Genomic DNA, 23882 nt, shown 5'->3' with positions numbered 1-23882 from the left:
TCTTTATAATTCCATTCTTATCAGATCTTCTCTGTAAGTTCCGGCGCAGTAGATGATCCTGCCCGGTTCCGCAATTCTTCGTTCCGGTTCCCTGGCGCAGAGCACCTCTGTCACCTGCGCTTCCTTCAGCTCATCCGGAAGATTTCCTTCTTCCTGATTTTCCATTCCAAAAACAATCACTTTCGCATATGTATTCTGCGTCTGCTCTTCCACCGGAAATTCTCCTTTTAACATCTGCGCGATCGCCCGCTGCAGTTCTTCCTCTGTTCCGACCGGCATATAACAGCTCTCCTCATTCTGCTGCCATCCAAGTGTAAATGTCTCACCCATTTCCCAGATCATCTGAGCAGCAGATGAAACAACTTCTGCCATCGTATCCATTTCTCCTGCTTCTGCCTGTCCTTCCTTATTCCAGAACAAAAGCAATGTTTTTATTTCCGGAAGGCTCGGCTCTCTTATGATAAGCTGCCCTCTCTTTGATGATAATTTCCAGTGGATCTGCCGCAGGCTGTCACCGGGTGCATAATCGCGGAGCGCATACGTCTCGGTCTGATCGTTTCCTTTCCGGAACGGCGACCATTCTTCGGCATCCTCTGTACTTCCGGCTGCCGGCTCTAAAACTATCTGCGGTACAAATGTATCCGGCAGTACAACCGTTTTTGCCACAGACTGTGTCCCGTTCTCTTTACAGCGGACAGCCAGAAAACCAAGCCAGTCCATCAGAAAAACTCCGGTTATCTTCATCGTCAGATAACCGCAATAATCTGAGCGAAAGGAAAAACTTTCTTTTGTCTGTTTCTCTGTCACTGTCGGAATCTCAATCTCCTGTTCCGTCATTTCTTTCGTCAGCCTGTTTTTCATCTGTACTCTGACAAAACTATGAAATACCGGAAGTTTTCCTCTGTTTTCAACAAAAATATCCGCATCCTGTTCTTTTCCTTTTTCGGCAGACGCCGGGCAGAAAATCTCCATTTTCAGATTCTTTCTTATGTACAGATTCAAAGCTGTACTTATAAACGGAATCAGAAACCAGAACACCACGCAATAAAATGCTATGGCACTGTCACGAAAAAATACAACTGTTCCAAGTACCGCCAGCACAAATATCCAGCTGATCATTCCTTTGATCCTTTGTTTTCTCATCGAATCACTGACTCCTTTATCTCCGGTCCCGGAATCTGTTCTGTCAGTTCTTTTAAAACAAACTCCGCAGACTGTTCATGCAGTCTGGCTTTGGCGGAAAGCAACAGTCTGTGCACACATACCGGTGCAAAGATTTCCAGCACATCTGCCGGTATCACATAATCCCGTCCTTTGATAAATGCACATGCTTTCGCGCTCCGGCATACTGCAAGCGCCGCTCTCGGACTTAAGCCAAGCTGAATATTTTCCTGTGTTCTCGTCGCTTCAACAAGTTCTGAAATATAATTGTAAATCAGATCATCCACATAGATGTTCTGCACCTCTCCGATCAGTCCGAGAAGTTCCGGAATATCCACTGCCGGCTGCACATCATCCAGCGGATTGGCGTGATGTCTGTCTTTCATCATCTCAATCTGCCCGGCACGATCCGGGTATCCCATTTTCAGTTTCATCAGGAAACGGTCAAGCTGTGCATTCGGCAGTTTCTGAGTACCCGCTGTACCGACCGGATTCTGGGTCGCAAGAACAATAAATGGTTCTTCCAGTTTTCTCGTGACGCCGTCCACTGTCACCTGTTTTTCCTCCATTGCTTCCAGAAGCGCTGCCTGTGTCTTGCTGGACGTACGGTTGATCTCGTCTGCCAGCAGAAGATTTGTCATGATCGCGCCCGGTTTATACTGCAATTCTCCTGTCTGCATATCATAAGCAGAAAATCCGACAATATCAGACGGCATCGTGTCCGGTGTAAACTGGATACGCTTATTATCCAAGCCAAGCGCCTTCGCAAATGCTGTCGCAAGTGTTGTTTTTCCGGTTCCCGGCACATCCTCCAACAGCACATGTCCCTGTGCCAGTACTGCGATCAGAACTTTCTCTATGACATCATCTTTTCCGACAATGGCTTTTTTCACTTCTTCCTGTATCTGTACTATTTTATCGTGCATATCTGTTCCTTTCTCCCTGCTATCCTTCTGCATTTTATTTAAAATCAAAAATCCATTTCTTCTCTGTCCGCAATTTTTGTACCGCTTCCAAAGCGATCATTGCCTGATACGTTGCCATCGCACTTCCTTCTTCGTCCGCTTTTTCATGCATATATATGCCATCCTCTTTACGGAACTTTGCAAGCGCGTCCAGCAGTGTGCTTTCTTTTTTCGTAAATGTCTCATCCTTTTCCGGGTCTCTTTCTAGTGCGCACAGTGCAAGGATCACCTGGGAAATGGATTCAGAACTTGCAATGTTATCATATAGAAATTCTGCATCGTCAGACTCCTGCGCAGCAAGCCATTTTACTGCTGCATCGATACTTTCTTTCATCTTCTGCGCATCCAGTTTTTCCTTCTTGCATTTGTCTTCTTTATAATAAGGTGCAAGTGCCTGCACCGCCATAGCTGTTATATCTACTTCCGGATCCAGACTGTTGTCGATACAAAAACCACCACTTTCTTTTTGATACTCCAGAAGCTCTGTTATAAACTTCTTTCTAAGCTCCGGCTTCTTTGGATTGTTATAATCTCCGGCATCCAGCATAAGCAATGCATAGCACAGTCCATTTGCGCCCTGGATTCCCGGATCGCCTTTCGTAAAATTCCAAGTTCCGTCCGCAACAAGATCGATCACTTTCCCGGATGCGTTTTTCACTTTTTCCGGATTCCCGTCAAGCGCCAGCATCGTAAGTGCGATCCGGTGATATTCGGTTGCCTTTACTTTACTTAAACCGCCGCCCTGCTCATATGCTTTTTCGACATACTTCTGCAGCCGATTCAAATATGCCGCCTGCACTTTGCTGTCTGCTTTTCCCGAGAATGTCAGCGCAACCGCCGTCCAGTCGCTCGTTCCGTCTCCCGCCGGGAGCATACTTTCATCCAGCAGGACAGATTTTTCTTGTGATTCGTAAAATGTATCCAGACTTTCCGCACTCTGTGCAATCTGCGATTTCAAATCTTTTTTTACCTGCGTCTCTTCCTTTGCACATCCGGCACTTCCAACAGCAAGTGTAAATGCAAGGATTCCTGCAAGCAGGCGTTTTCCATATTTTCTCATCTTCTTCTCCCTGGCAGAGACTTTTATTCTCTGTGATCTCTTAATTATCTGTTTCCCCTATTTTGTTTGGCGTATCAGAAATTGTTGGTTTTTTCATTTTCTCACTTTAGTGTATCTGCAGTTGTTTCTTCTTTATCTGTCGGCTGCGTCTTATCCGATGAATCCGGCTTATCTGTGGAACCTGGTTTGTCTGATGAATCCGGCTTATCTGTGGAGCCCGGCTTATCTGTGGAACCCGGCTTGTCTGTGGAGCCCGGCTTATCTGTGGAACCCGGTTTGTCTGATGAATCTGGCTTATCTGTAGAACCTGGTCTATCCGGTTTCTCAGAGTTTCCTGTCGCCGGAAGTGTTTCCCGCTTTGTCTCACCACACCGCTTACATGTATACTCTACATATCCATCTTTCGTCGCTGTAGGCTCCACGCGGGATGTCTCTTTATAACTGTGTCCCTGTTCAATGATCTCGCCGTCTCTCCAGACTGCACAATAACCGGATAATGTTCCTTCTGTTGTCGCTGTCACACCGACGTCTTTTCCATAAGCAACTGTATAGCGGAGCACGATCTTCTCTCCACCGTTTAACTTCCATGCAGACATTGCCTTACCCGGGCAGTAACTTCCGTTTATGAAATACAACCATCCCGAACCTCTTGTGAAATCAAATTCGCTCAGCCGGTCTCTGGAGCCCGGCGAAGTAAACGTAATACCATCACGCTTCAGCAATTTTTCCAGTCGTTCTCCAATCTTACAACCTTTAAATGCATCCGCGCGGGCAATGCTGCTCAGATAAAATTCCTGTTTTACAGAACCGCCGGAATTATAAGCATACCCGTAATCATCCAGCATTTTCAGCACCGCTTCTGCCGCCGTATCTCCGGCTTTTACATCTACCGTTCCTTCTTCTACAACGCCACATTCCACGGTTGTCGCGTCAATAACAACCGAAACGCTTCCGATTTTCTCATCTTTATTATGATACTGGTAGCGAAGCTTATATTCCACATACTTGGAATTGCCGTCTTTGTCCCACGCAAGCACTGTGATCACATGGTCGGAAGTATCGCCTACATTCGGACGTTTAAACTGTAATTCATATTCATATACACCACTGCCGGTCGGATTTGTCACTTCTTTTCCATCCATGATTACACGGATCGCATTCGAATAAATACGTTTTTCTTCCCATGTTTTCGCACTGACTGTAAATGTAAATTCCGATGTATGGATCGTATTTAATCCGTCATCCAGATTTGTCTCTATCAATGGCGGATGCTTTCCTACTGTCGGATTATTTTTATCTGCCTTATCTGCCTCATAATTGACCACTGCCTGCGCCCAGTCACGGTTTCCTTTTTCATCCGTATAGTAAATGGTAATAACATTTTTACCATGCTTTAATGTTGCCTGATAATCTTTCTGATTTTCTGACTTCAGCCAGGTTCCGTTGCCGGTATCATTCTCATGCTTGTAATTTACTTTTATCTCCGCGTCTACATCAGACTTCGAATAATATGCATAAAAATCCAGCTTATCTTCTGTAAGCTCCGAATAAGTGATTGTCCGGCTGTAAAGATCTGTCACCAGTTTTCCGTCTTTGTTTCCGGTATTATCTCCGTTATCCGGCTTTTTCAGATTATGTTTTCCACTGTCTGCATCATTATCTCCATTCGGATTCTTCCCCGGAACTTTATCGTCCGGTTTGCCATTATCACCCTTTGTCTCCTGGTTTCCTTTCTGTTTCTGCGCTTTTGAACCAGAAGATTTCTTTGTCTTTTTCTGTTTCTTCTGTGTGGTGTTCTCTTTTGACATCTCCTGCGTCTTCGTCCCGGAACCATTTCCGTTCTTCTGCGCTTTGTCATCGGTTCCATTTTTTAACTGTTCTTTTTTCTTACCTGACTGACCGCCGGTTCCGAAATTCGTCTTTAACTTTGTTGTCTTATCCGAAATCGGATTATTCGGTTTCACAGTCCGCCCCGGCAGCATCCACAAAAGTGCAACAATCAGAAGAAACGGAAGGATGCCTGTCAACAGTTTTTTTATTCGTTTCTTATCCATTTATTTCTCTCCCAGACTAAATTTTCTTCTGATCCTCATTAGTTTTCGCGTCCACGGTTCTGCTGCCAGATACAGCACAAGCGCCGTGCACACTCCATGACTGATATCAAAATACAAACTCTGCGCATAGGCAAGTCCGATTGTTTTCCAGTTGATCGGATCTACATATCCGATAATATATTGAAGGTTCATAAACCAGCCATAAGCAATTCCGCAGAAAAATCCGAACACACACAGCCGGACTGGTTTCTTTCTCTTTCCATGTTCATCTGTCTGCACCTGTCCTACTGTACCAAATACACCGATCCGGTACAGAAGTCCGGTCACCAGACCGATCATCCCCCATGAAAACATCTGCCACGGTGTCCACGGTCCCTGCCCGAACAGAAAATTACTCAAAAGCGCCGCAAGCGCACCGGTAAGATATCCTGCTTTCGCACCAAATGCAATCGCCGTGATCATCACGATCGCCGTCACCGGCTTGAAATTCGGAAGTGGTACTATGGAAAATGCCGCTCTTCCCACTACGCACATTGCCGCCATCAGAGCAACCGGCACGAGATCTCTCGCCTGTGCTTTTCTCTTATCAAATGTCAGATAGAACGGTACCGATGTCAGAATCAGAAACAGCACTGCCAGCGCCAGATCTGAATTTTGCATGATCCAGTTCAGGAACGGCTTTCCTGCTTTTAAAGAAAGGAACGAAGGCGTACGCATCATCCATGTATAGCAAATAAGCGAAATAATAAGCAACAGACATGTGAAAATTGCTGCTATGTCACTTCTTCGTTTTGTCTTCTGCATACGGGTTCCTCCTCTCCTTGATTTCTGTTCTCTTTGCCGGTAACTGCAAAGACTGCAAATGTATATTATTTTTTATAAACTTATGCGTTTTCAAATTTCCATATGTGATAATACCGCACGCACAACTTCCTCGCACGTAATCGCCTCCGGAATTTCATTCCCGGCAATCTGGTTTGCCGCTGTTGTGTAGAAACGGTTTCCCGCAAAAAATGCGTGCGGCTCTCCTTCGGAAATCACCTGACCGTCAAACAATAAACCGCATCGATCGGCATAAGCTGCCGCAAATTCCAGATCGTGTGTTACAAGGAGAATCGCAATGCCACCCTGTGTCAGTTTCTTCATTAAGCCTGCAAGTTTCTTCTTAAGATATGCATCCAGACCTTTTGTTGGCTCATCCAGAAGCAGTATCTTCGCATCCAGAAGCAGTAACTTTCCAAGTGCCGCCCTCTGCATCTCACCTCCGCTTAAGTCATATGGATGCATGGAAATCTTATCTGAAAGCTCCAGAAATTCTGCCATTTTTTTCGCATGTTCTACATCCTGTCCGGCACTTTCCAGAAGTTCTTCCCATACAGTATCATACTGGAAAAGTACTTGCGGACTTTGCGGGAGCATGGCAATACGTTCTCCCTTTTCCCGGATTACTCTGCCTCGCCGCTCTTTTATAATTCCGGTCAGTATTTTTAATAATGTGCTTTTCCCGGCTCCGTTCCCGCCAAGAAGAGCAAACATTTCTCCTTTATATAAAGACAGATCCAGACTCCTTAAAATGTCCACTCCGCTTCTCTCATACCGGAACCAGACTTCCTTCGCACGCAGGACGGTGTGTGAATCTTTTTTATCTGCTTTTCTTGTTCCGCTATATTTCATATCAGACTGTCTATTACATCTGTCAGTCAGCACTTCCGCCAGAGCAAGTCTGCCATCCCGGATTGTAAGTGGCAACGGCTTCCCACTGTCATAGATTCCTCTTTTCTTTAATTCCTTAAATATCCGTACTGCTGCCGGAAGTCCTTCATAGATTCTTGATGTATGCTCATCGTTCTCCTCTTCCATTGAAAAGCTCAGCATCTCTGCCAGCTTCTGCGGTGTTTTCAGTGCTTTTTTCTTTCCATTTTCCATCAAAAGGACACGGTCTGCCATCAGAAATACTTCTTCCAGCCGGTGTTCACACAAAAGTACCGCAACGCCCAGCTCCCGATTGATCTTGTGAACCATCTGCAATAAATTAGATGCCGCCAGAGGATCTAGCATACTGGTCGGCTCGTCCAGGAGCAGAAGTTCCGGATTCATCACCATCACAGAGGCAAGATTTAACATCTGCTTCTGTCCACCGGACAATTCGCATGTCTTTCTGTGAAACAATGTCTCCATGCCGAAAAAGCTCGCCATCTCACTCACCCGCCGGCGGATCGTCTGTACCGGCAATGCCGCGTTTTCCAGTCCAAATGCCAATTCATGCCACACCGTATCCGTCACGATCTGATTGTCCGGATTCTGCTGCACATACCCAATGCGAAATGCACTGATCTGTTCGTCAAACTCCTGCAATGGCTTATTCTTATAATAAATATTTCCTGCAAATTTTCCTGCCGGCTGCATCTGTGGCTTCGCCATCCGCAGAAGTGTTGTCTTGCCACACCCGGATGCCCCGCACACAACAAGAAACTCTCCTTCTCCCATCGAAAAGGTAAGTTCATCTAACGCTTTTTGTTCCGCTTCCGGATAAGTAAAACCTACCCCTTCAAATCGTAAGAGTTCCATGCTTTTTCTTCCTTCCATTGTATCAGTCCCGGGATTCCGAGAAGTATCAAAAATAAAACAAGAAACAAAATATTTGCTTTTTTGCTTCCTCCACTTTGTATCTGCGGGTAAAATTCCATCGTCATACATCCCATGCCCCGAAGTACGAAACAAAAAATCACGATTACACCCACTATGCCTGAAAAGAAAATATCTTTTTGTTCAAACCGGAACAGATGAAATGTTGTTCTTTTTCGCAGTCCGTAACCTCTTGCTTTCATAGAATCCGCCTGCTCCACTACATTTTCCAGGCTCCACCCAAGCAGTACCGTAACTGTCTGCAGTGCATCCTTTGTCCGTGAAAGTATCTGTTTCCACCCACGCTCTTCTTCCGTTCCTTTTAACATCTTCTGACCGTCACGGATCTCTTTCATTTTTTTAGTCAGATCCGGGATATAATTCCATGCCATTGTAATAAGAAGTGCGCTGGATGGAGCAATTTTCCCAAAAAGATAAAGAAATTTATCATTTGTCATCACTTTCTGATAACAGGCAAACCATAAAATAATCGCCGCCATCGACAAGCCCGATGTCAAACCATACCCAAACGCTTCCAGTGTGATCCACTGATTTCCAAGTTTGAATAACCGAGTCACACCTCTGTGATTCAGAAGCGGATTGACAACCGCTATAAAAAGCACGACTGGAAGCATCCATTTACACCACGAAAATGCACGTCTTCCTTCTATATTATATAGAAAAAACAGTGCACATGCACACGCCAGCACCATTGCCAGCGGATGATGGCAGAGAAAAAACAGTACCATCACTGCCACGAAATATGAAAATAAACATGCCGGGTGTAATTCTTCAAAACTACTCATTCTTTTCCTTCCACTCTTTTGCTTTCTCTTTATCGGTTCCTTTCAGATCAGCACCAAGATCACAACTGTAATTCCATTGCACTTCATCGCCATCTTTTAATGTATATTCACCACAGCTTACTTTTGCATATTTGCCGTTCACACTGTACATCCAACCGCTCCAACGTCCACCGTCCTGTTCATACAGGTTGCCGATTCCCTGAATATAGGCTGTCTTTTTGCCGCCGGAATATTCCATCTGTATTCCTTTGGCATCCTGCACTTCGCAGAGCAGATCAAATACGGAACTGCCCTTCTTCACCTGCATTTTTTCCTTTTTCAGCATGCAGCCATCTTTCGGCAACACACCTTTCCACTTTTTCTGTTTTGTCAGACCCTTTTTAATCGCCGTATCACAACGGATTTCCACAGATACGTCCATCTTTTCTTCACTGGTCTTTGAAGATCCGGCTCTGTCCGGTGTCTCCTGTGCACATCCTGCCAGCAGCAGACAAACGCTCAATATCGCTGTGATTTTCCACAATTTCTGTTTTATTTTTATCATTTTTCCACCTTGTTCTTACTTTTTATCCCCAATATATCTGCCTTCCTCCTCTGCTTACAAACAAACTCATTCAGAATCAGACCTTCTAACCTGTTATAAACTATTATAAATAAGTATAAAAAATAAGCCTCCGTCTTCATGCCTCCGGACTTCTCTTTTATGATCTCCAGATACCTGTATCCTGTCTCGCAGTTCCAACCTACTCACGTCCCTTCTCAAGAATCTCTCGTTCTCAATGGATCTGACGCTTTCGTCCTGATTACAGTAGGGATAAAGTCTGTGGCGGAATCTCACCGCATGTTCCTTGAAAAATATAATAAGCCACTGCAAAATCTGTTCGGGCTTCTGTATTTTCCTGCATCTGTACAGACGACCATTTTCATTCTGTTAATCCATATGAATCTTACTATCCCTGCCTGTGTTTGTCAAGCACACCACAGTTCCTGCCACCGACAGTTTTCTCCGGCTGCTATGGCAACAGAGACGAGATAACAAAAAGCAGAAGGACTTCCTGCCCACCGGACAGGCTGCCTTCTGCTTTTTATTATTCCTATATTATGATTCCTCACCCATGCTCACACGCTCAATGTGCATGGCAAGATAACCGATCTCCATATCTTCCAGAGTTACCCGGAGCGCCCTGCTCATATGCTCACAGACAGTCTTCGCCAGTGCATATGATTCTGGAAACTTATACTCTACATAATCATTCATGTTAATTTTCAAAGATTCTCCGTTAAGCGCTCTTGCCACCATATATTTGACATGATTCATAAGACGGTTATAACTCAGTGAAATAATATTAATATGGATACCTTTCTTTTCTTCAATCAGGGATACACACTCTCGCACAGCTCTCGCCATTTGCATCGAAACAGAAACCGACTCCTCTTCCAACGCAGAATGAATATGAAGCGCCACATAACCGACTTCATCATCATCGATCTCTATATTTTTTTCCTTTTTCAGCATCTCTTTCAGCATGCAGGCAATCTTAAATTCACTGTAAAATAAAGCCTGTATATCTTCCGTCAATGGATTCGATATCTGCTCACCGCGTTTAATTCGCTCTACAGCAAATGCAATATGATCTGCTATCGGGAATAAAATACTTCTGTCTACTTTTCCAAATTGTTCCTCCGCTGCATTCAGGATCTGATTCGCCATCTGAAAATACTCCGGTGCTACACTTTTGATCAAATCTGCCGCGTCACCTTTAGAAGATGTTTCCTGCAGGGAATAAACGGTGCAGGTTTCCGGTTTCTCCATCCGTTCACCGATTTTTCTTCCAAATCCTGCTCCTTTCCCGAGTAGAACATATTCTTTCTGATCATTCAGGTCAATTACGATCACACCATTGTGATTTAACACTTTGCTAATACGATACATGTTTTTCCTACCTTTATCTGCCTTTGACAGATTTCCTTCACTATTCCTAGTCTAACATATATCCTTCATATTCACAAATCTGTTTTCGAAGTTTTAACACCATAGACGGTGCTACGGAAAGTTCATCCACGCCAATTTCCATAAAAGTATCCGTCAATTCCAGATCTGCGCCAAGCTCACCGCAGATTCCAACCCATTTTCCATGTTTGTGCGCATTTTCTGTCACCATTCGGATCATACGGATAATTGCCTTGTGATGGGCATTATAAAAATCATCCAGCTTTGCATTCTGACGGTCGATTGCCATCGTATACTGCGTCAGATCATTCGTTCCGATACTGAAGAAATCAACCATCTGCGCCAGTTCATCGCTGACCATCACTGCTGCCGGTGTTTCAATCATAATTCCCTGTTCCGGAATCTGATATGGAACTCCCTCTTTTGTCAATTCGTTTTCTACTTCTTTTACAATTTTCTGGATTTTGGCAACTTCCTCTTCCGATATAATCATTGGATACATCACAGACAAGTTCCCATATACCGCTGCGCGAAGAAGTGCACGAAGCTGTGTTTTGAAGATTTCCGGCTGTTTCAGGCAGATACGGATGGCACGATATCCCATTGCCGGGTTTTCTTCTTCACCCAGTCCAAAATAATCCACCTGTTTATCTGCTCCAATATCCAGTGTACGGATAATCACTTTCTTTCCCGCCATTGTCTGTAATACCTGACGGTATGCATGAAACTGCTCTTCCTCCGTCGGAAAATCTTCTCTTCCCAGATACAAAAACTCACTCCGGAACAGGCCAACACCTTCTGCATCATTTTCCAGTACGGAAGGAATATCGCCCACGTTTCCGATATTTGCATACAGATGTACTTTTTTTCCATTTTTCGTACAGGTTTCTTTTCCTTTGTATTTTTGCAGAAGTGCTTCTTTTTCCTCTTCCTCCTGCATCTTTTCCTTTGCAGCCGCACACTGTTCTTCTGTCGGCTCTGTGATAAATGTTCCTGCAAACGCATCCAGGACAGCGGTCATTCCATTTTCCAGTTTATCCAGATCCATTTCTGTTCCGATCATTGCCGGAATATTCATCATTCTCGCAAGAATTGCCGTATGGGAATTGGAAGAGCCATGTACAGTTACAAATCCAAGAATTTTCTCCTTATCCAACTGCACGGTCTCACTCGGCGTAAGATCATCTGCAACAATAATAGATGCTTCCTCTCCTGCTTCCATTCCTATGCTGTTTCCATTTAAATTCTCAACCAGACGATTAGAAATATCTTTGACATCCGCAGCTCTTGCCTGCATGTAATCATCATCCATTGCCGCAAACATCTCTGCAAAATTATCACCTGTCACTGCGACGGCATAAGAAGCACTGACTCTTTCTGTACGGATCATATTGCGGATGGCATCCTGATAATCTTCATCTTCCAGCATCATCTGATGCACTTCAAAAATTGCCGCACTCGCTTCGCCAACCTCACTTAATGCTTTTTCATATAAATGCTGAAGCTGTTCTTTCGATGTCTCAACTGCTTCTTCTACTTTTTTAATCTCCGATTCCGGATCCCCTGCTTTTTCTCTTTTTACCTGTACATCCTGTTTTTTAAGGACTGTAACCGGTCCAAGGGCAATGCCCTTGAATACCGGTTTCCCTTTATATTCCTGTGCCATAGTTTTTACCTCAACGATATTTTCCACTCTTTTGCATTCTGCAAACTTTTACAGATTTGCCTCCAAAAATGCTTTGATTCCATCTGCTGCCGCTTCTTCATCCGGTCCTTCTGCTGTCACACGTACTTCCTGTCCGCATTTGATTCCCAGTGCCATTAAAGCCATCAATCTTGTAACTTCTGCAGATTTTTCATCTTTGTAAATCGTAATCTTACTTTCGTATTTTTTTGCCTCTTTCGCAAGCATTCCTGCCGGTCTTGCATGGATTCCCTGTTCGTCTTTTACTGTGTACATAAATTCTTTCATTTGTTTAATCTCCTTTTTTTCATTTTTCTTTATATAATGTTGGATCCTCCAACGGGTTTCTTAATATCTGTCTATTGCAAATAATGGTTCTCCGGCTTTGATCTCTCCTTTTGCCAGAAGTCTTACTTTATCACTGTCTTCCAGTTCTGCACAAAGGACCGGCGAACACAGAGACGGGGCATGTGCTTTCAGAAAATCAATATCAATTTCCATCAGTTTTTCGCCCTTTTTCACTTTCTGTCCATTTTCTACAAATACCTGGAAGCCTTCACCGTTCAGGCTTACTGTATCAATTCCGATATGAAGCAATAAAGATAAGCCACTGTCAGTTAAAAATCCAATTGCATGTTTCGTATCAAATACAAACACGACTTCTCCGTCCTCCGGCGCAACAATCTGTGCATTTTCCGGTGTCACAACTGCTCCATCTCCCATCATGCGTCCGGCAAATCCTTCATCCGGTGCAGTAGACAGGTCGGCTGCCAGACCTGTGATCGGACTGGACACGATAATTGTCTCTTTTACTTCTTTTGTTTCATTTTCTGCAGTTGTATTTTCTTCTTTTGTTACAGCAACTTCTTCTGCCTGCGGAACGATTTCTTCGTCCGGTGCTGTTTCTAAATAGTCTTCAAAGTTTGACTTGATCACTGTAACTTTCGGTCCGTAAATGATCTGCACTCCATTTCCTTTATGAACCACTCCGGAAGCTCCTGTCGCTTTCAAAATGCTATCCTGTACAAGCTCCGGTTTATAAACTGTGCAGCGAAGTCTTGTCGCACAGCAGTCTACGTCAGAAATATTTTTCTTTCCACCAAGTCCTACAAGAATTCCTTCTGATACTGCATCCTCTGGATTTGCTGCTGCACCTTCTTTTCTTGCGTTGACATCTGCTCTCGTATAAAGCTTTACTTCTTCCACATCGTCACGTCCCGGTGTTTTCAAATCCATTTTCTTGATCAGGAAACTAAACAAGAAATAATAAACGATAAAATATCCAACTCCGATGATCACGATCCAGATCCAGTTTGTCTTTTCATTTCCCTGTAAAATTCCAAACAGGAACATATCGATCAGTCCACCGGAGAATGTCATTCCGACACCGACTTTAAAGACGTGCATCAGCATATAAGCAAGTCCTGCGAATACACAGTGAATTCCATACAGCACCGGTGCAACAAATAAGAATGTAAATTCCAGTGGCTCTGTAATTCCTGTCAGCATAGAAGTCAGGGCTGCGGATAATAATAAACCTGCAACTGCTTTCTTCTTTTCCGGTTTTGCTGTCTTATACATTGCAAGCGCGGCTCCCGGCAATCCAAAGATCATAAGTGGGAATTTTCCACTCATAAATCTTGTCACAGATACTGCAAAATGTTTTACAGACGGATCTGCAAGCTGTGCAAAGAAAATATTCTGTGCACCTTCGATAGTTTTTCCAGCCACCTCTAATGTTCCGCCTACAGCAGTCTGCCAGAATGGAAGGTAGAATACGTGATGCAATCCAAACGGGATCAGCAGACGCTCCATAAATCCGTAAACCCATGTTCCTGCATATCCGGATTTCAAAACAAGATCTCCGATGTGGTAAATACCAGACTGGATCACCGGCCATACAAAGAACATTAAAATTCCGACTCCTACATAGACCAGACCGGAAATGATCGGTACAAATCTCGTTCCGCCAAAGAATGATAACACCTGCGGAAGTTCGATCTTATAAAAGCGGTTATGCAGCGCCGCAACTCCAAGCCCTACGATAATTCCACCGAACACACCCATCTGCAGGGAAGTGATTCCACATACATCTGCAACTGCTCCTTCTAACATCGCGTCTGCTCCACCGTTTGCCGTAATCAGCGCCCCGATGGAAGCGTGCATGATAAAAAATGAGATTACAGATGCAAGTGCTGCAACTTCTTTCTCTTTCTTTGCCATACCGATTGCAACACCCATTGCAAAAATCACCGGCAGATTCGTGAAAATAATATTTCCGGCTGCACTCATAACCTGCAGGATCAAGTTCAGCACCGTACCCGGTCCCATAATCTTCATCAGTCCATACGTTTTCAACATTGTTTCATTGGTGAACGATCCACCAAGCCCGAGCAGCAGTCCCGCTACCGGAAGAATTGCGATCGGAAGCATGAAGGATCTTCCTACTCTCTGCAAAACTCCGAAAATTTTGTCTTTCATAGTTTTTCTTCTCCTTTAGTTTCTTGTTATAGTGTATCCGTTTTTAACATTTATATAGGAGAATTCTCCGCTTCGCGCGAGTGGGCATCTTTTCAGAGAGGTTTATGCAAGAAAAACAAAGTATCATATATACAGCAAAAAAAAGACATTACCCCCACATAAATATCAAAATACTTATGCACGGTTAATGCCTGCTTACTCAGTTACACACCATGTATGCCATATTTATAACATATCAAAAAAAGAAAGTCAAGATGTAAATTTTATAGAAATCACATACAAAATTTACGTCCTGACTCACCTTTGTTGTACTGCGCACAGCTTTGGCGTGCTCATAATTTGTGATATCCAGCTTCTTCTCTGTTTTCTTTACAGATAGTTCATAAGAAGTCGCCTCCTGCCAGGAACGGCAGCGGATGTAAAGGCCTTCACCGGCGTTGACTTTTTGCCATAAAATTGGCGCTGTCCCTCAGCCTTACAGTTGAACCTGACGCTCCGGTCAGCGGCAGGTATATGTCAATTATAGCAACACAGCACGACCTTGAAAAGTAAAGAAAGCCGGAATATGAATTTTATAGAAATCACATACAAAATTCACATCCCGGCTGACTACCGTTATTTGTTCTTATTTACTACAGTTTTATTTACCATAGTAGCATTTCAGATACATTTCTTTGATTTCTTTCATCAGTGGATATCTTGGGTTAGCTGCTGTACACTGATCGTTAAATGCCTGCTCTGTCATCTCATCTAATGTATCAAGGAAGTATTTCTCATCGATACCATAGTCTTTGATCGTCTTCTTGATACCGATCTTCTCTTTGAGTACTTCCAGTTTTGCAAGGAAGTTTTCAAATACTTCTTCATCTGTATTTCCCTGGCATCCTGCGAAACGTCCAAGCTCTGCATAGCGGGCAAGTGCGTGTGGATACTGGTACTGAGAAAATGTTCCCATCTTTGTCGGTACTTCTGCTGCATTATATCGCATAACTTCTGTTAAAATAACTGCGTTTGCAACACCGTGTGGCAGATGGTGGAACGCTCCTAATTTATGAGCCATTGAGTGGTTCAGTCCAAGGAATGCATTTGCAAATGCCATACCAGCCATGCAGGAAGCATTTGCCATATGTTCTCTTGCAATCGGATCATTTGCTCCGTTTTCATAAGCAGATGGCAGGTTTTCAAATACCATTTTCACTGCTTTCATAGCAAGACCATCCGTGTAATCTGTTGCCATGATAGATACATATGCCTCGATCGCATGTGTCATAACATCAATACCGGATGCACTTGTCAGTCCTTTTGGGGCTGTCATTGCATTGTCAACATCTACGATTGCCATATTCGGAAGCAGTTCGTAGTCAGCAATCGGCCATTTTACACCAGTCTCTGCATCTGTGATGATCGCGAAAGGTGTCACCTCAGATCCTGTTCCAGAAGATGTAGGAATTGCTACAAAATATGCCTTCTCTCCCATTTTCGGGAATGTAAATACTCTCTTACGAATATCCATGAAATCCATTGCCATGTCTTCAAAGTTTGCTTCCGGATGTTCATACATCACCCACATAATCTTTCCGGCATCCATTGCAGATCCACCACCGAGTGCGATGATCGTATCCGGCTCAAATGCGCGCATCTGGTCTGCACCTTTCTGTGCACACTGTAATGTCGGATCCGGTGCTACTTCATAGAAGCATGTGTGCTGAATTCCCATCTCATCCAGTTTCTCTTCAATCGGTTTTACATATCCATTTTTATATAAGAAGCTGTCGGTTACGATAAATGCCTTTTTCTTATGCATTACGGTTCCAAGTTCATCCAGTGCTACCGGCATACAGCCTTTCTTAAAGTATACTTTCTCAGGTGTTCTGAACCACAGCATGTTCTCTCTCCTCTCAGCTACCGTCTTAATGTTGATCAAATGTTTTACGCCTACGTTCTCTGATACAGAGTTTCCACCCCATGAACCACATCCAAGTGTGAGAGACGGAGCAAGTTTGAAGTTGTACAGATCACCGATTCCACCGTGTGAAGATGGTGTATTAATAAGGATTCGGCATGTCTTCATTGCTGCTGCATGCTTTGCAATCTTTTCTGTCTGTGCCGGATGCACATATAAAGAAGCTGTATGTCCATATCCACCGTCAGCTACAAGCTGAGCTGCTTTTCCAAGTGCCTCATCAAATGTCTTTGCTCTGTACATTGCGAGTACCGGAGATAATTTCTCGTGTGCAAATTCTTCTGAAATATCAACGGATTCTACTTCACCGATCAGGATCTTTGTATTTTCAGGAACTTTTACACCTGCCAGTTTTGCAATCTCGTAAGCAGACTTTCCAGGGATCTTATTGTTCAATGCGCCGTTGATGATGATTGTCTTACGAACTTTATCAAGCTCTTCGCCTGGTTTCAGGAAATAACATCCACGGTATGCAAATTCTTTCTTTACTTCATCATAAATGCTGTCCAGTACAGTTACAGACTGCTCAGATGCACAGATCATACCATTATCAAATGTCTTAGAATGAATGATGGAGTTTACTGCCATCCTTACATCTGCTGTGTCATCAATAATAACCGGTGTATTACCAGCTCCAACTCCGAGTGCCGGTTTGCCGGAAGAATATGCTGCTTTTACCATTCCAGGTCCGCCGGTTGCAAGAATAATATCTGCATCTCTCATAACGGTATTCGTCAGCTCCAGTGAAGGTGTATCGATCCATCCGATGATTCCTTCCGGTGCTCCTGCTTTCACTGCCGCATCCAGAACAACTTTTGCTGCTGCAATTGTAGATGCCTTAGCTGCCGGATGTGGACTAATGATGATTGCATTTCTTGTCTTCAAGCAGATCAGTGTTTTGAAAATTGCTGTTGATGTCGGGTTTGTTGTAGGAATAACTGCCGCAACCAGTCCGATTGGTTCTGCAATCTTCTTAATTCCATATGCTTTATCTTCTTCGATCACGCCACAGGTTTTTGTATTCTTGTATGCGTTATAAATATATTCTGCTGCGTAATGGTTTTTAATAACCTTATCTTCAACGATTCCACGACCTGTTTCTTCGACTGCCTGTTTCGCAAGAGGGATACGCATCTTATTGGCTGCCATTGCTGCTTCGAAGAAAATCTTATCAACTTGTTCCTGCGTGTATGTAGCAAAGATCTTCTGTGCTTCTCTCATCGCTTTCATTTTTGCTTCAAGAGTTTCCACGCTATCAATGATTGTTGGTACTGTCTCTTTTTTCTTTGCCATCTTCTGATCCTCCTGTAAATGGTGTATGTGATTTCTTTCTATGTTTCATACTATACATGCTCGTTAATATTTTGTCAATTACTTTTGGTATTTTTTTAACATATTTGTTAATTTTTAAACAATCGCTTCGAAAAGCAATAATTTTCAGGAGGATTTTTGTATATATTTACCACACTATCAATGCGGTGTAATAAAGTAGCTATCGTTATTTGATCTTCTCATAAAGAAGTGCTTCCAATTCTTCGTAAGATTCTGTCCGGTTGATTTCATCTCTTAATTTGGATGAGCCTTTCATTCCTTTCGTATACCAAGCAACGTGTTTTCGCATCTCTCGGATACCGATAAAGTCACCCTTGTACTCCATCTGAAGTCTCGCATGTCTTAGCATTGTCTCGCGAATCACTTCCGGCGAAGGACGTTCCGGCAGTTTTCCAGTCTTTTCGTATTCCAGAAGTTCTCTGAAAATCCATGGATTTCCCTGGGCGCCTCGTCCGATCATTACGCCATCACAGCCGGTTTCTTCCCGCATCCGGATTGCCTGCTCTCCGGTTGTCACATCACCGTTTCCGATAACCGGAATAGACACTGCTGCTTTAACCTGTCTTATAATATCCCAGTCTGCTTTTCCGGAATAATACTGCTCTCTTGTTCTTCCATGTACGGCTACTGCTTTTGCTCCTGCTTCTTCTGCAACTTTTGCAATCTCCACTGCATTAATATGCGCATCGTCAAATCCTTTTCTGATCTTCACTGTCACAGGTTTCTTTATTGCTTTTGCCGTCTTTGACACAATCTCATAGACAAGCTCCGGTCTTAACATAAGTGCAGAACCTTCTCCGTTCTTCACGATCTTCGGTACCGGGCAGCCCATATTGATATCCAGGATCTGAAATGGAAGTGGTTCGATCATTTTCGCGATCTCACTGATGATATCCGGCTCCGATCCGAACAGTTGCAATGAAACCGGATATTCTTCCGGATGAATCGCCAATAAAGTCTTTGTATTTTTGTTTTTATATTGCAGTGCTTTCGCACTGATCATCTCCATACATAAAAGCCCTGCCCCCTGCTCTTTGCAGAGCAAACGAAAGGGCAGGTCTGTAACCCCCGCCATCGGTGCGAGGATATATGGATTTTCAAGCTTTACTTCTCCAATCTTCATGCTTAACGTTTCCTGTTCTTTTGATAAATAATATGAAGTCCTTTTAAAGTCAGCTGAGGATCATACACATCAATCGTATCTGTCTCTGCAGCAATGATTTTTCCAAGTCCTCCGGTCGCAACGACTTTTGCATTCTCATAACCAGACTCTTTTTTCAACTGATTGATGATATATTCTGTCTGTCCGATCTGTCCGTAGACCAGACCGCCCTGCATTGCCGAAATCGTCTCTTTCGCCAAAATAGATGCCGGTTTCTTAATCTCGATCGCCGGCAGCATATCTGCCTCACCCCACAATGCCTGCGCGGAAGTGCGGATTCCCGGAGCAATCACACCTGCTTCAAATGTGCCATCTGCTCCGACAATATCATACGTTGTCGCTGTTCCAAAATCTACAACAATAACAGGTCCTCCAAATAATGTATATGCTGCAACCGCATCCACGATACGATCAGCCCCTACCTGTCTCGGATTCTCTGTAACGATACGGATTCCGGTCTTAATTCCTGCTGAAACGACCATCGGTTTTACGCCAAAATATTTAATAATTGCGCTTCCTAAAGAATGCATGATATCCGGAACTACAGAGGCGATAATTACGTCTGTAATCTGTTCGCCTTCAATTCCATGTCTTTCCACCAATTCACGCAATGTGATTCCATACTCATCTGATGTACGCGGCTGTTTTGCCTTCATACGGAAAGTACCGGAGATCTTGTCTTCCGAAAAAATGCCGAGTGTAATGTTTGTATTTCCCGCATCTATAACTAATAACATATTTTCCTCCTACAGCTCTTCTCCCAGGAAGAACACTTTGTAATATAACTGCAGCGACTGCAGTAATTCCTGTTTTTCTCTCTGAAGCTGTTTGATTTTCAACTGGCTTCCAATATCATCAAACATCGGATCTCCCTCTTCAGATGTCACTTCAAAACACAGCTCTCCGTTTTCTTCATAGACCAGTGTCAGTATGCCACCTACGTCGTGTACATATAACACACACATGATTTTCAGTTCGTCTTTGATATGATCCGGTAGTCCTGAAAAATCAGGATTCAGATAATATTTTTCTTCATAAGAATTTGCCCCACAAAGGACGATTTTCTCTTCGTACATAATACCTCCGCTATTTTACAACAGTTTGTCCCGGCTGTCTATACATATCCGTAGATTCCTCGCACAGACACTTCTCCGGCATAGATTTCACGCTCAGTGCCATCCGGCAGAACTACGATCAGCTCACCGGTATCGTTAATTCCTTTTGCGTGTGCTTCATATGCTCCCGCCGGATCCAATACCCGCACATCCCGGTCACGATTAACCAGACACGCTTCATATGCCTCCCGGATTCCGGACAAATCTTCCTGCTGCACAAACTGTTCATAATATTGTTCAAATCTTTCCATAACCGTCGCAATAACTCCGGCACGCTTTACAGGCTTACCCGTCTCCACCTTCAAAGATGTTGCCGTCTCTTTGATCTCATCCGGAAATGTTTCCTGATTGACGTTGATCCCGACTCCGATCACAACATAATTGATATAATCAATTTCCGTACTCATCTCCGTCAGGATTCCGCAGATTTTCTTCTTATTCAGTACGATGTCATTCGGCCACTTGATTCCCGCGTCCACACCAAGCACATCCCTGATTCCATCTGCTACCGCAAGCGCCATTACAAGTGTCAGCATCGGTGCTTTCACCGGCGGTATCTCCGGTCTTAATAAAATAGTCATGGAAACACTGTTCCCAGACGGTGACTCCCAGCCGCGTCCGCGTCTTCCTTTACCGGCAGTCTGTCGATCTGCGACAAACAGTGTACCGTGTACTTCACCTTTCTCACCTGCCGCTTTCGCCTGATTATTCGTGGAATCCGTCTCGTCGTAGTAAACAACCTGTCTGCCCGCCCATTTTGTCGTAACCAGACTTTCAATTTCTGCTTTTGACAAAACATCCGGACTATCCAGAAGGCGGTAGCCTTTATTGCGTACCGCCTCAATTGTGTAACCTTCTTTTTTTAACTGTTCCATTACTTTCCAGACTGCAGTCCTTGACACCTGAAAATGATCACAAAGCTGCTGCCCGGATATATAAGAGCTGCTCTCTTTCAGCAGTCGTAAAATCTCTGCTTTCATCTTATCGCTCCGACTTTCTATCTCTCACCAAGTGTTGCAACCATAACCGCTTTGATTGTATGCATACGGTTCTCTGCCTCATCGAATACCTTGGACTGTGAAGATTCAAATACTTCATCTGTTACTTCCATATCTGTAAGACCATATTTTTCATAAATTTCTTTACCGATTTTGGTCTTCAGATCATGGAATGCAGGCAGGCAGTGCAGGAAGATTGCTTTCTCTCCGGCATTATCCATTACTTCCTTCGTAACTTTATATGGTGACAGTTCTTTGATTCTCTCTGCCCATACTTCATCCGGTTCACCCATAGATACCCACACGTCTGTATAAATAACATCTGCACCTTTGGTTCCGGCTTTTACATCCTCTGTCAAAGTAATGGTTCCGCCGCTTTCTTTTGCATAGCCTCTGCATGTTTCAACAAGCTCTGCATCCGGGAAATATTTTTCAGAAGTACATGCTGTAAAATGCATTCCCATCTTCGCACACGCAATCATCAGAGAGTTACCCATGTTATACCTTGCATCGCCCATGTATACAAGATGGATATTTTCCAGTGTTCCAAAATGCTCACGGATCGTCAGCAGATCTGCCAGCATCTGTGTCGGATGATACTCATTTGTCAGGCCATTCCATACCGGCACACCTGCATGTTTTGCCAGTTCTTCTACACGTTCCTGACCGAATCCACGATATTCGATACCATCAAACATTCTTCCGAGTACTCTTGCTGTATCTTCAATACTCTCTTTCTTGCCAATCTGGGATCCACTTGGATCCAGATAAGTGGTTCCCATTCCCATGTCATGTGCCGCCACTTCAAAAGAACATCTGGTTCTTGTACTTGTCTTTTCAAAAATAAGCGCAACATTCATGCCTCTGTATTTATCTACCGGAATTCCTTTTTTCTTCTTATCTTTCAGATCTGCTGCCAGATCCAGCATGTAGGTAATCTCTTCCTTTGTAAAATCTTTCAGTGTTAAAAAATGTCTGCCTTTTAGGTTCATCCTTCGCGTCCTTCTTTCCTTATTGTCCAGTCAGCCTTTTTGGCCGTTGTTTAGCCGTTGTTTATTTTATTTATCTTTTCCACCAATCTCTGCCATGGACTTCACCAGTCCTGCCATGCCCTGGATCTCGGATGGAATAATAATCTTGGTTGCTTTTCCGTCTGCTGCCTTCTCAAATGCTTCCAGGCTCTTCATTGTCAGCACGGCTTCATCTGCTCCTGCTTCTTTCAGGAAACGAATACCGTCTGCATTCGCCTGCTGCACCTTTAAGATTGCTTCTGCTTCACCTTCTGCTTCACGGATCATTGCTTCCTTCTGTGCCTCTGCTTTCAGGATTGCTGCCTGTTTCTCTGCTTCCGCATCAAGGATTGCCGATTCTTTATGACCTTCTGCTACCAAAATTGTTGACTTCTTCTCACCTTCTGCACGCAGGATTGCTTCACGTCTCTCACGCTCTGCTTTCATCTGTTTCTCCATTGCGTCCTGAATAGCTGCAGGTGGTATGATATTTTTCAGCTCTACACGATTTACTTTAATTCCCCATGGATCTGTTGCCACATCCAGGGAAGCACGCATCTTCGTATTGATCGTCTCTCTGGAAGTCAATGTCTGGTCAAGTTCCAGATCACCGATAATATTACGAAGTGTCGTTGCTGTCAGATTCTCAATTGCCATGATCGGATTGGCAACTCCATAACAGAACATCTTCGGATCTGTGATCTGATAAAACACAACTGTATCGATCCGCATTGTTACATTATCTTTTGTAATAACCGGCTGTGGCGCAAAATCTACAACCTGTTCTTTCAGATCAACACGTCTTGCCACACGGTCAAAAATCGGAACTTTAAAATGAAGTCCCGTACTCCATGTTGCCTGATAAGCCCCCAGTCTTTCGATTACAAGTGCCTCTGCCTGTCTGACAATCTTCACACAGGATATAATAAGCATCACAACAATCAATATTAATATTGCTAAAAAAATCGTATTTAGTGCCATCATCTTTACTCCTCCTCTTTTCTTCTCTCTCTGACAATAAGCTTCACACCTTGGATACCTTCCACTACAACGATCGTATCTTTTGCGATCTTTCCATCCGGTTCGTCTGTCTTTGCCGACCATTCCTGTCCACGGATTTCTACATGTCCTGCTGCCTGCAGTGTATCAATATCTTCTGTCACCAGTGCCTGTTCCCCAATAAGACTCTCAGCGTTCGTCTTCTGCCGCTCTTTATTAAAATACTTCACGGCAAGTGGTCTTGTAAGCACCAGTAATATAACAGAAACTATGAGAAATGCAACAACCTGCACAGGCAGACCGAAGCCGATCACTCCGCTCACAAATGCCACCAGCGCTCCGCCGGCAAACCAGATTGTCGTAAGTCCCATAGTCAAGATCTCGATAATTAATAATATTACAAATAATATAAGCCAGTATACAGTCTGCATAAATATTCCTCACTTTGCTCCGTGCTTCGCACTCCCTCATATCGGGGCGAGCCCCAAAGTCTTGCATCCACTTATGAGTAAACTC

General features: G+C 43.8%; 20 protein-coding genes and 1 riboswitch. All 20 genes read right to left on the bottom strand.

Translation table 11 applies throughout. From position 1 onward, the window contains the following. Nucleotides 1–3 precede the first annotated feature (3 nt). The 20 genes from DW152_RS12065 to DW152_RS11970 all read right to left on the bottom strand — a co-directional run bounded on the left by DW152_RS12065 (nucleotide 4) and on the right by DW152_RS11970 (nucleotide 23797). Nucleotides 4–1143, bottom strand: coding sequence for a DUF58 domain-containing protein (locus DW152_RS12065; protein WP_118288725.1), 1140 nt, complete (start codon nucleotides 1141–1143; stop codon nucleotides 4–6). Next, a complete protein-coding gene (locus DW152_RS12060) occupies nucleotides 1140–2087 on the bottom strand; it encodes an AAA family ATPase (RefSeq protein ID WP_118288738.1) in 948 nt (315 codons plus the stop codon). Before DW152_RS12060 ends, DW152_RS12065 begins: the two co-directional genes overlap by 4 nt. A 34-nt stretch (nucleotides 2088–2121) precedes the next feature. Further along, nucleotides 2122–3186 (bottom strand): prenyltransferase/squalene oxidase repeat-containing protein, encoded by a 1065-nt coding sequence (locus DW152_RS12055; protein WP_118288724.1) that lies wholly within the window; start codon nucleotides 3184–3186, stop codon nucleotides 2122–2124. A gap of 101 nt (nucleotides 3187–3287) precedes the next feature. Next, entirely contained in the window at nucleotides 3288–5240 is a 1953-nt protein-coding gene (locus DW152_RS12050) for a DUF4430 domain-containing protein (RefSeq protein WP_118288723.1), read from the bottom strand. Further along, on the bottom strand, nucleotides 5241–6044 hold the full coding sequence (locus DW152_RS12045) for an ECF transporter S component (RefSeq protein WP_118288722.1): 804 nt from the start codon (nucleotides 6042–6044) through the stop codon (nucleotides 5241–5243). A gap of 90 nt (nucleotides 6045–6134) precedes the next feature. After that, nucleotides 6135–7808 carry an ABC transporter ATP-binding protein gene (locus DW152_RS12040; protein WP_118288721.1) on the bottom strand — a complete coding sequence of 558 codons (1674 nt, stop codon included), beginning with the start codon at nucleotides 7806–7808 and terminating at the stop codon, nucleotides 6135–6137. Beyond that, nucleotides 7781–8671 carry an energy-coupling factor transporter transmembrane component T gene (locus tag DW152_RS12035; RefSeq protein ID WP_118288720.1) on the bottom strand — a complete coding sequence of 297 codons (891 nt, stop codon included), beginning with the start codon at nucleotides 8669–8671 and terminating at the stop codon, nucleotides 7781–7783. The genes DW152_RS12040 and DW152_RS12035 overlap by 28 nt, the downstream gene beginning before the upstream one ends. Further along, nucleotides 8664–9215 (bottom strand): DUF4430 domain-containing protein, encoded by a 552-nt coding sequence (locus DW152_RS12030; protein WP_118288719.1) that lies wholly within the window; start codon nucleotides 9213–9215, stop codon nucleotides 8664–8666. The genes DW152_RS12035 and DW152_RS12030 overlap by 8 nt, the downstream gene beginning before the upstream one ends. Before the next feature lie 155 nt (nucleotides 9216–9370). Then, a riboswitch (cobalamin riboswitch) is annotated at nucleotides 9371–9555 on the bottom strand. A gap of 215 nt (nucleotides 9556–9770) precedes the next feature. Next, nucleotides 9771–10604, bottom strand: coding sequence for a PRD domain-containing protein (locus DW152_RS12025; RefSeq protein ID WP_021860207.1), 834 nt, complete (start codon nucleotides 10602–10604; stop codon nucleotides 9771–9773). Between the two features lie 46 nt (nucleotides 10605–10650). After that, entirely contained in the window at nucleotides 10651–12288 is a 1638-nt protein-coding gene (gene ptsP / locus DW152_RS12020) for a phosphoenolpyruvate--protein phosphotransferase (RefSeq protein ID WP_118288718.1), read from the bottom strand. A gap of 48 nt (nucleotides 12289–12336) precedes the next feature. After that, nucleotides 12337–12594 (bottom strand): HPr family phosphocarrier protein, encoded by a 258-nt coding sequence (locus tag DW152_RS12015; RefSeq protein WP_021860209.1) that lies wholly within the window; start codon nucleotides 12592–12594, stop codon nucleotides 12337–12339. Between the two features lie 60 nt (nucleotides 12595–12654). After that, on the bottom strand, nucleotides 12655–14787 hold the full coding sequence (locus DW152_RS12010) for a PTS transporter subunit IIABC (protein WP_118288717.1): 2133 nt from the start codon (nucleotides 14785–14787) through the stop codon (nucleotides 12655–12657). 640 nt (nucleotides 14788–15427) lie between these two features. After that, a complete protein-coding gene (adhE, locus tag DW152_RS12005) occupies nucleotides 15428–18043 on the bottom strand; it encodes a bifunctional acetaldehyde-CoA/alcohol dehydrogenase (protein ID WP_021860211.1) in 2616 nt (871 codons plus the stop codon). A 205-nt stretch (nucleotides 18044–18248) separates the two neighbouring features. Then, nucleotides 18249–19205 (bottom strand): tRNA dihydrouridine synthase DusB, encoded by a 957-nt coding sequence (dusB, locus tag DW152_RS12000; RefSeq protein ID WP_117538314.1) that lies wholly within the window; start codon nucleotides 19203–19205, stop codon nucleotides 18249–18251. 2 nt (nucleotides 19206–19207) lie between these two features. Beyond that, nucleotides 19208–19981: a type III pantothenate kinase gene (locus tag DW152_RS11995; RefSeq protein ID WP_021860213.1), complete on the bottom strand. Its 774-nt coding sequence runs from the start codon at nucleotides 19979–19981 to the stop codon at nucleotides 19208–19210. A 9-nt stretch (nucleotides 19982–19990) separates the two neighbouring features. Further along, nucleotides 19991–20320: a DUF6145 family protein gene (locus DW152_RS11990; protein ID WP_021860214.1), complete on the bottom strand. Its 330-nt coding sequence runs from the start codon at nucleotides 20318–20320 to the stop codon at nucleotides 19991–19993. Nucleotides 20321–20358: 38 nt separating this feature from the next. Further along, complete coding sequence (locus DW152_RS11985) at nucleotides 20359–21339, bottom strand: biotin--[acetyl-CoA-carboxylase] ligase (protein WP_118288716.1); 981 nt, start codon at nucleotides 21337–21339, stop codon at nucleotides 20359–20361. Nucleotides 21340–21356: 17 nt separating this feature from the next. After that, a complete protein-coding gene (gene argF, locus DW152_RS11980; protein ID WP_021860216.1) occupies nucleotides 21357–22349 on the bottom strand; it encodes an ornithine carbamoyltransferase in 993 nt (330 codons plus the stop codon). Between the two features lie 66 nt (nucleotides 22350–22415). Beyond that, the gene (locus tag DW152_RS11975; RefSeq protein WP_408640168.1) at nucleotides 22416–23348 is read right to left on the bottom strand and encodes an SPFH domain-containing protein; all 933 of its coding nucleotides are present in this window, start codon (nucleotides 23346–23348) and stop codon (nucleotides 22416–22418) included. Between the two features lie 5 nt (nucleotides 23349–23353). Then, complete coding sequence (locus DW152_RS11970) at nucleotides 23354–23797, bottom strand: NfeD family protein (protein WP_021860218.1); 444 nt, start codon at nucleotides 23795–23797, stop codon at nucleotides 23354–23356. Nucleotides 23798–23882: the final 85 nt, after the last annotated feature.

It is taken from the genome of Dorea sp. AM13-35, assembly GCF_003473885.1.
Classification (GTDB): Bacteria; Bacillota; Clostridia; order Lachnospirales; family Lachnospiraceae; genus Dorea_D; species Dorea_D hominis.
This window is presented reverse-complemented; position numbering and strand designations above follow the sequence as displayed.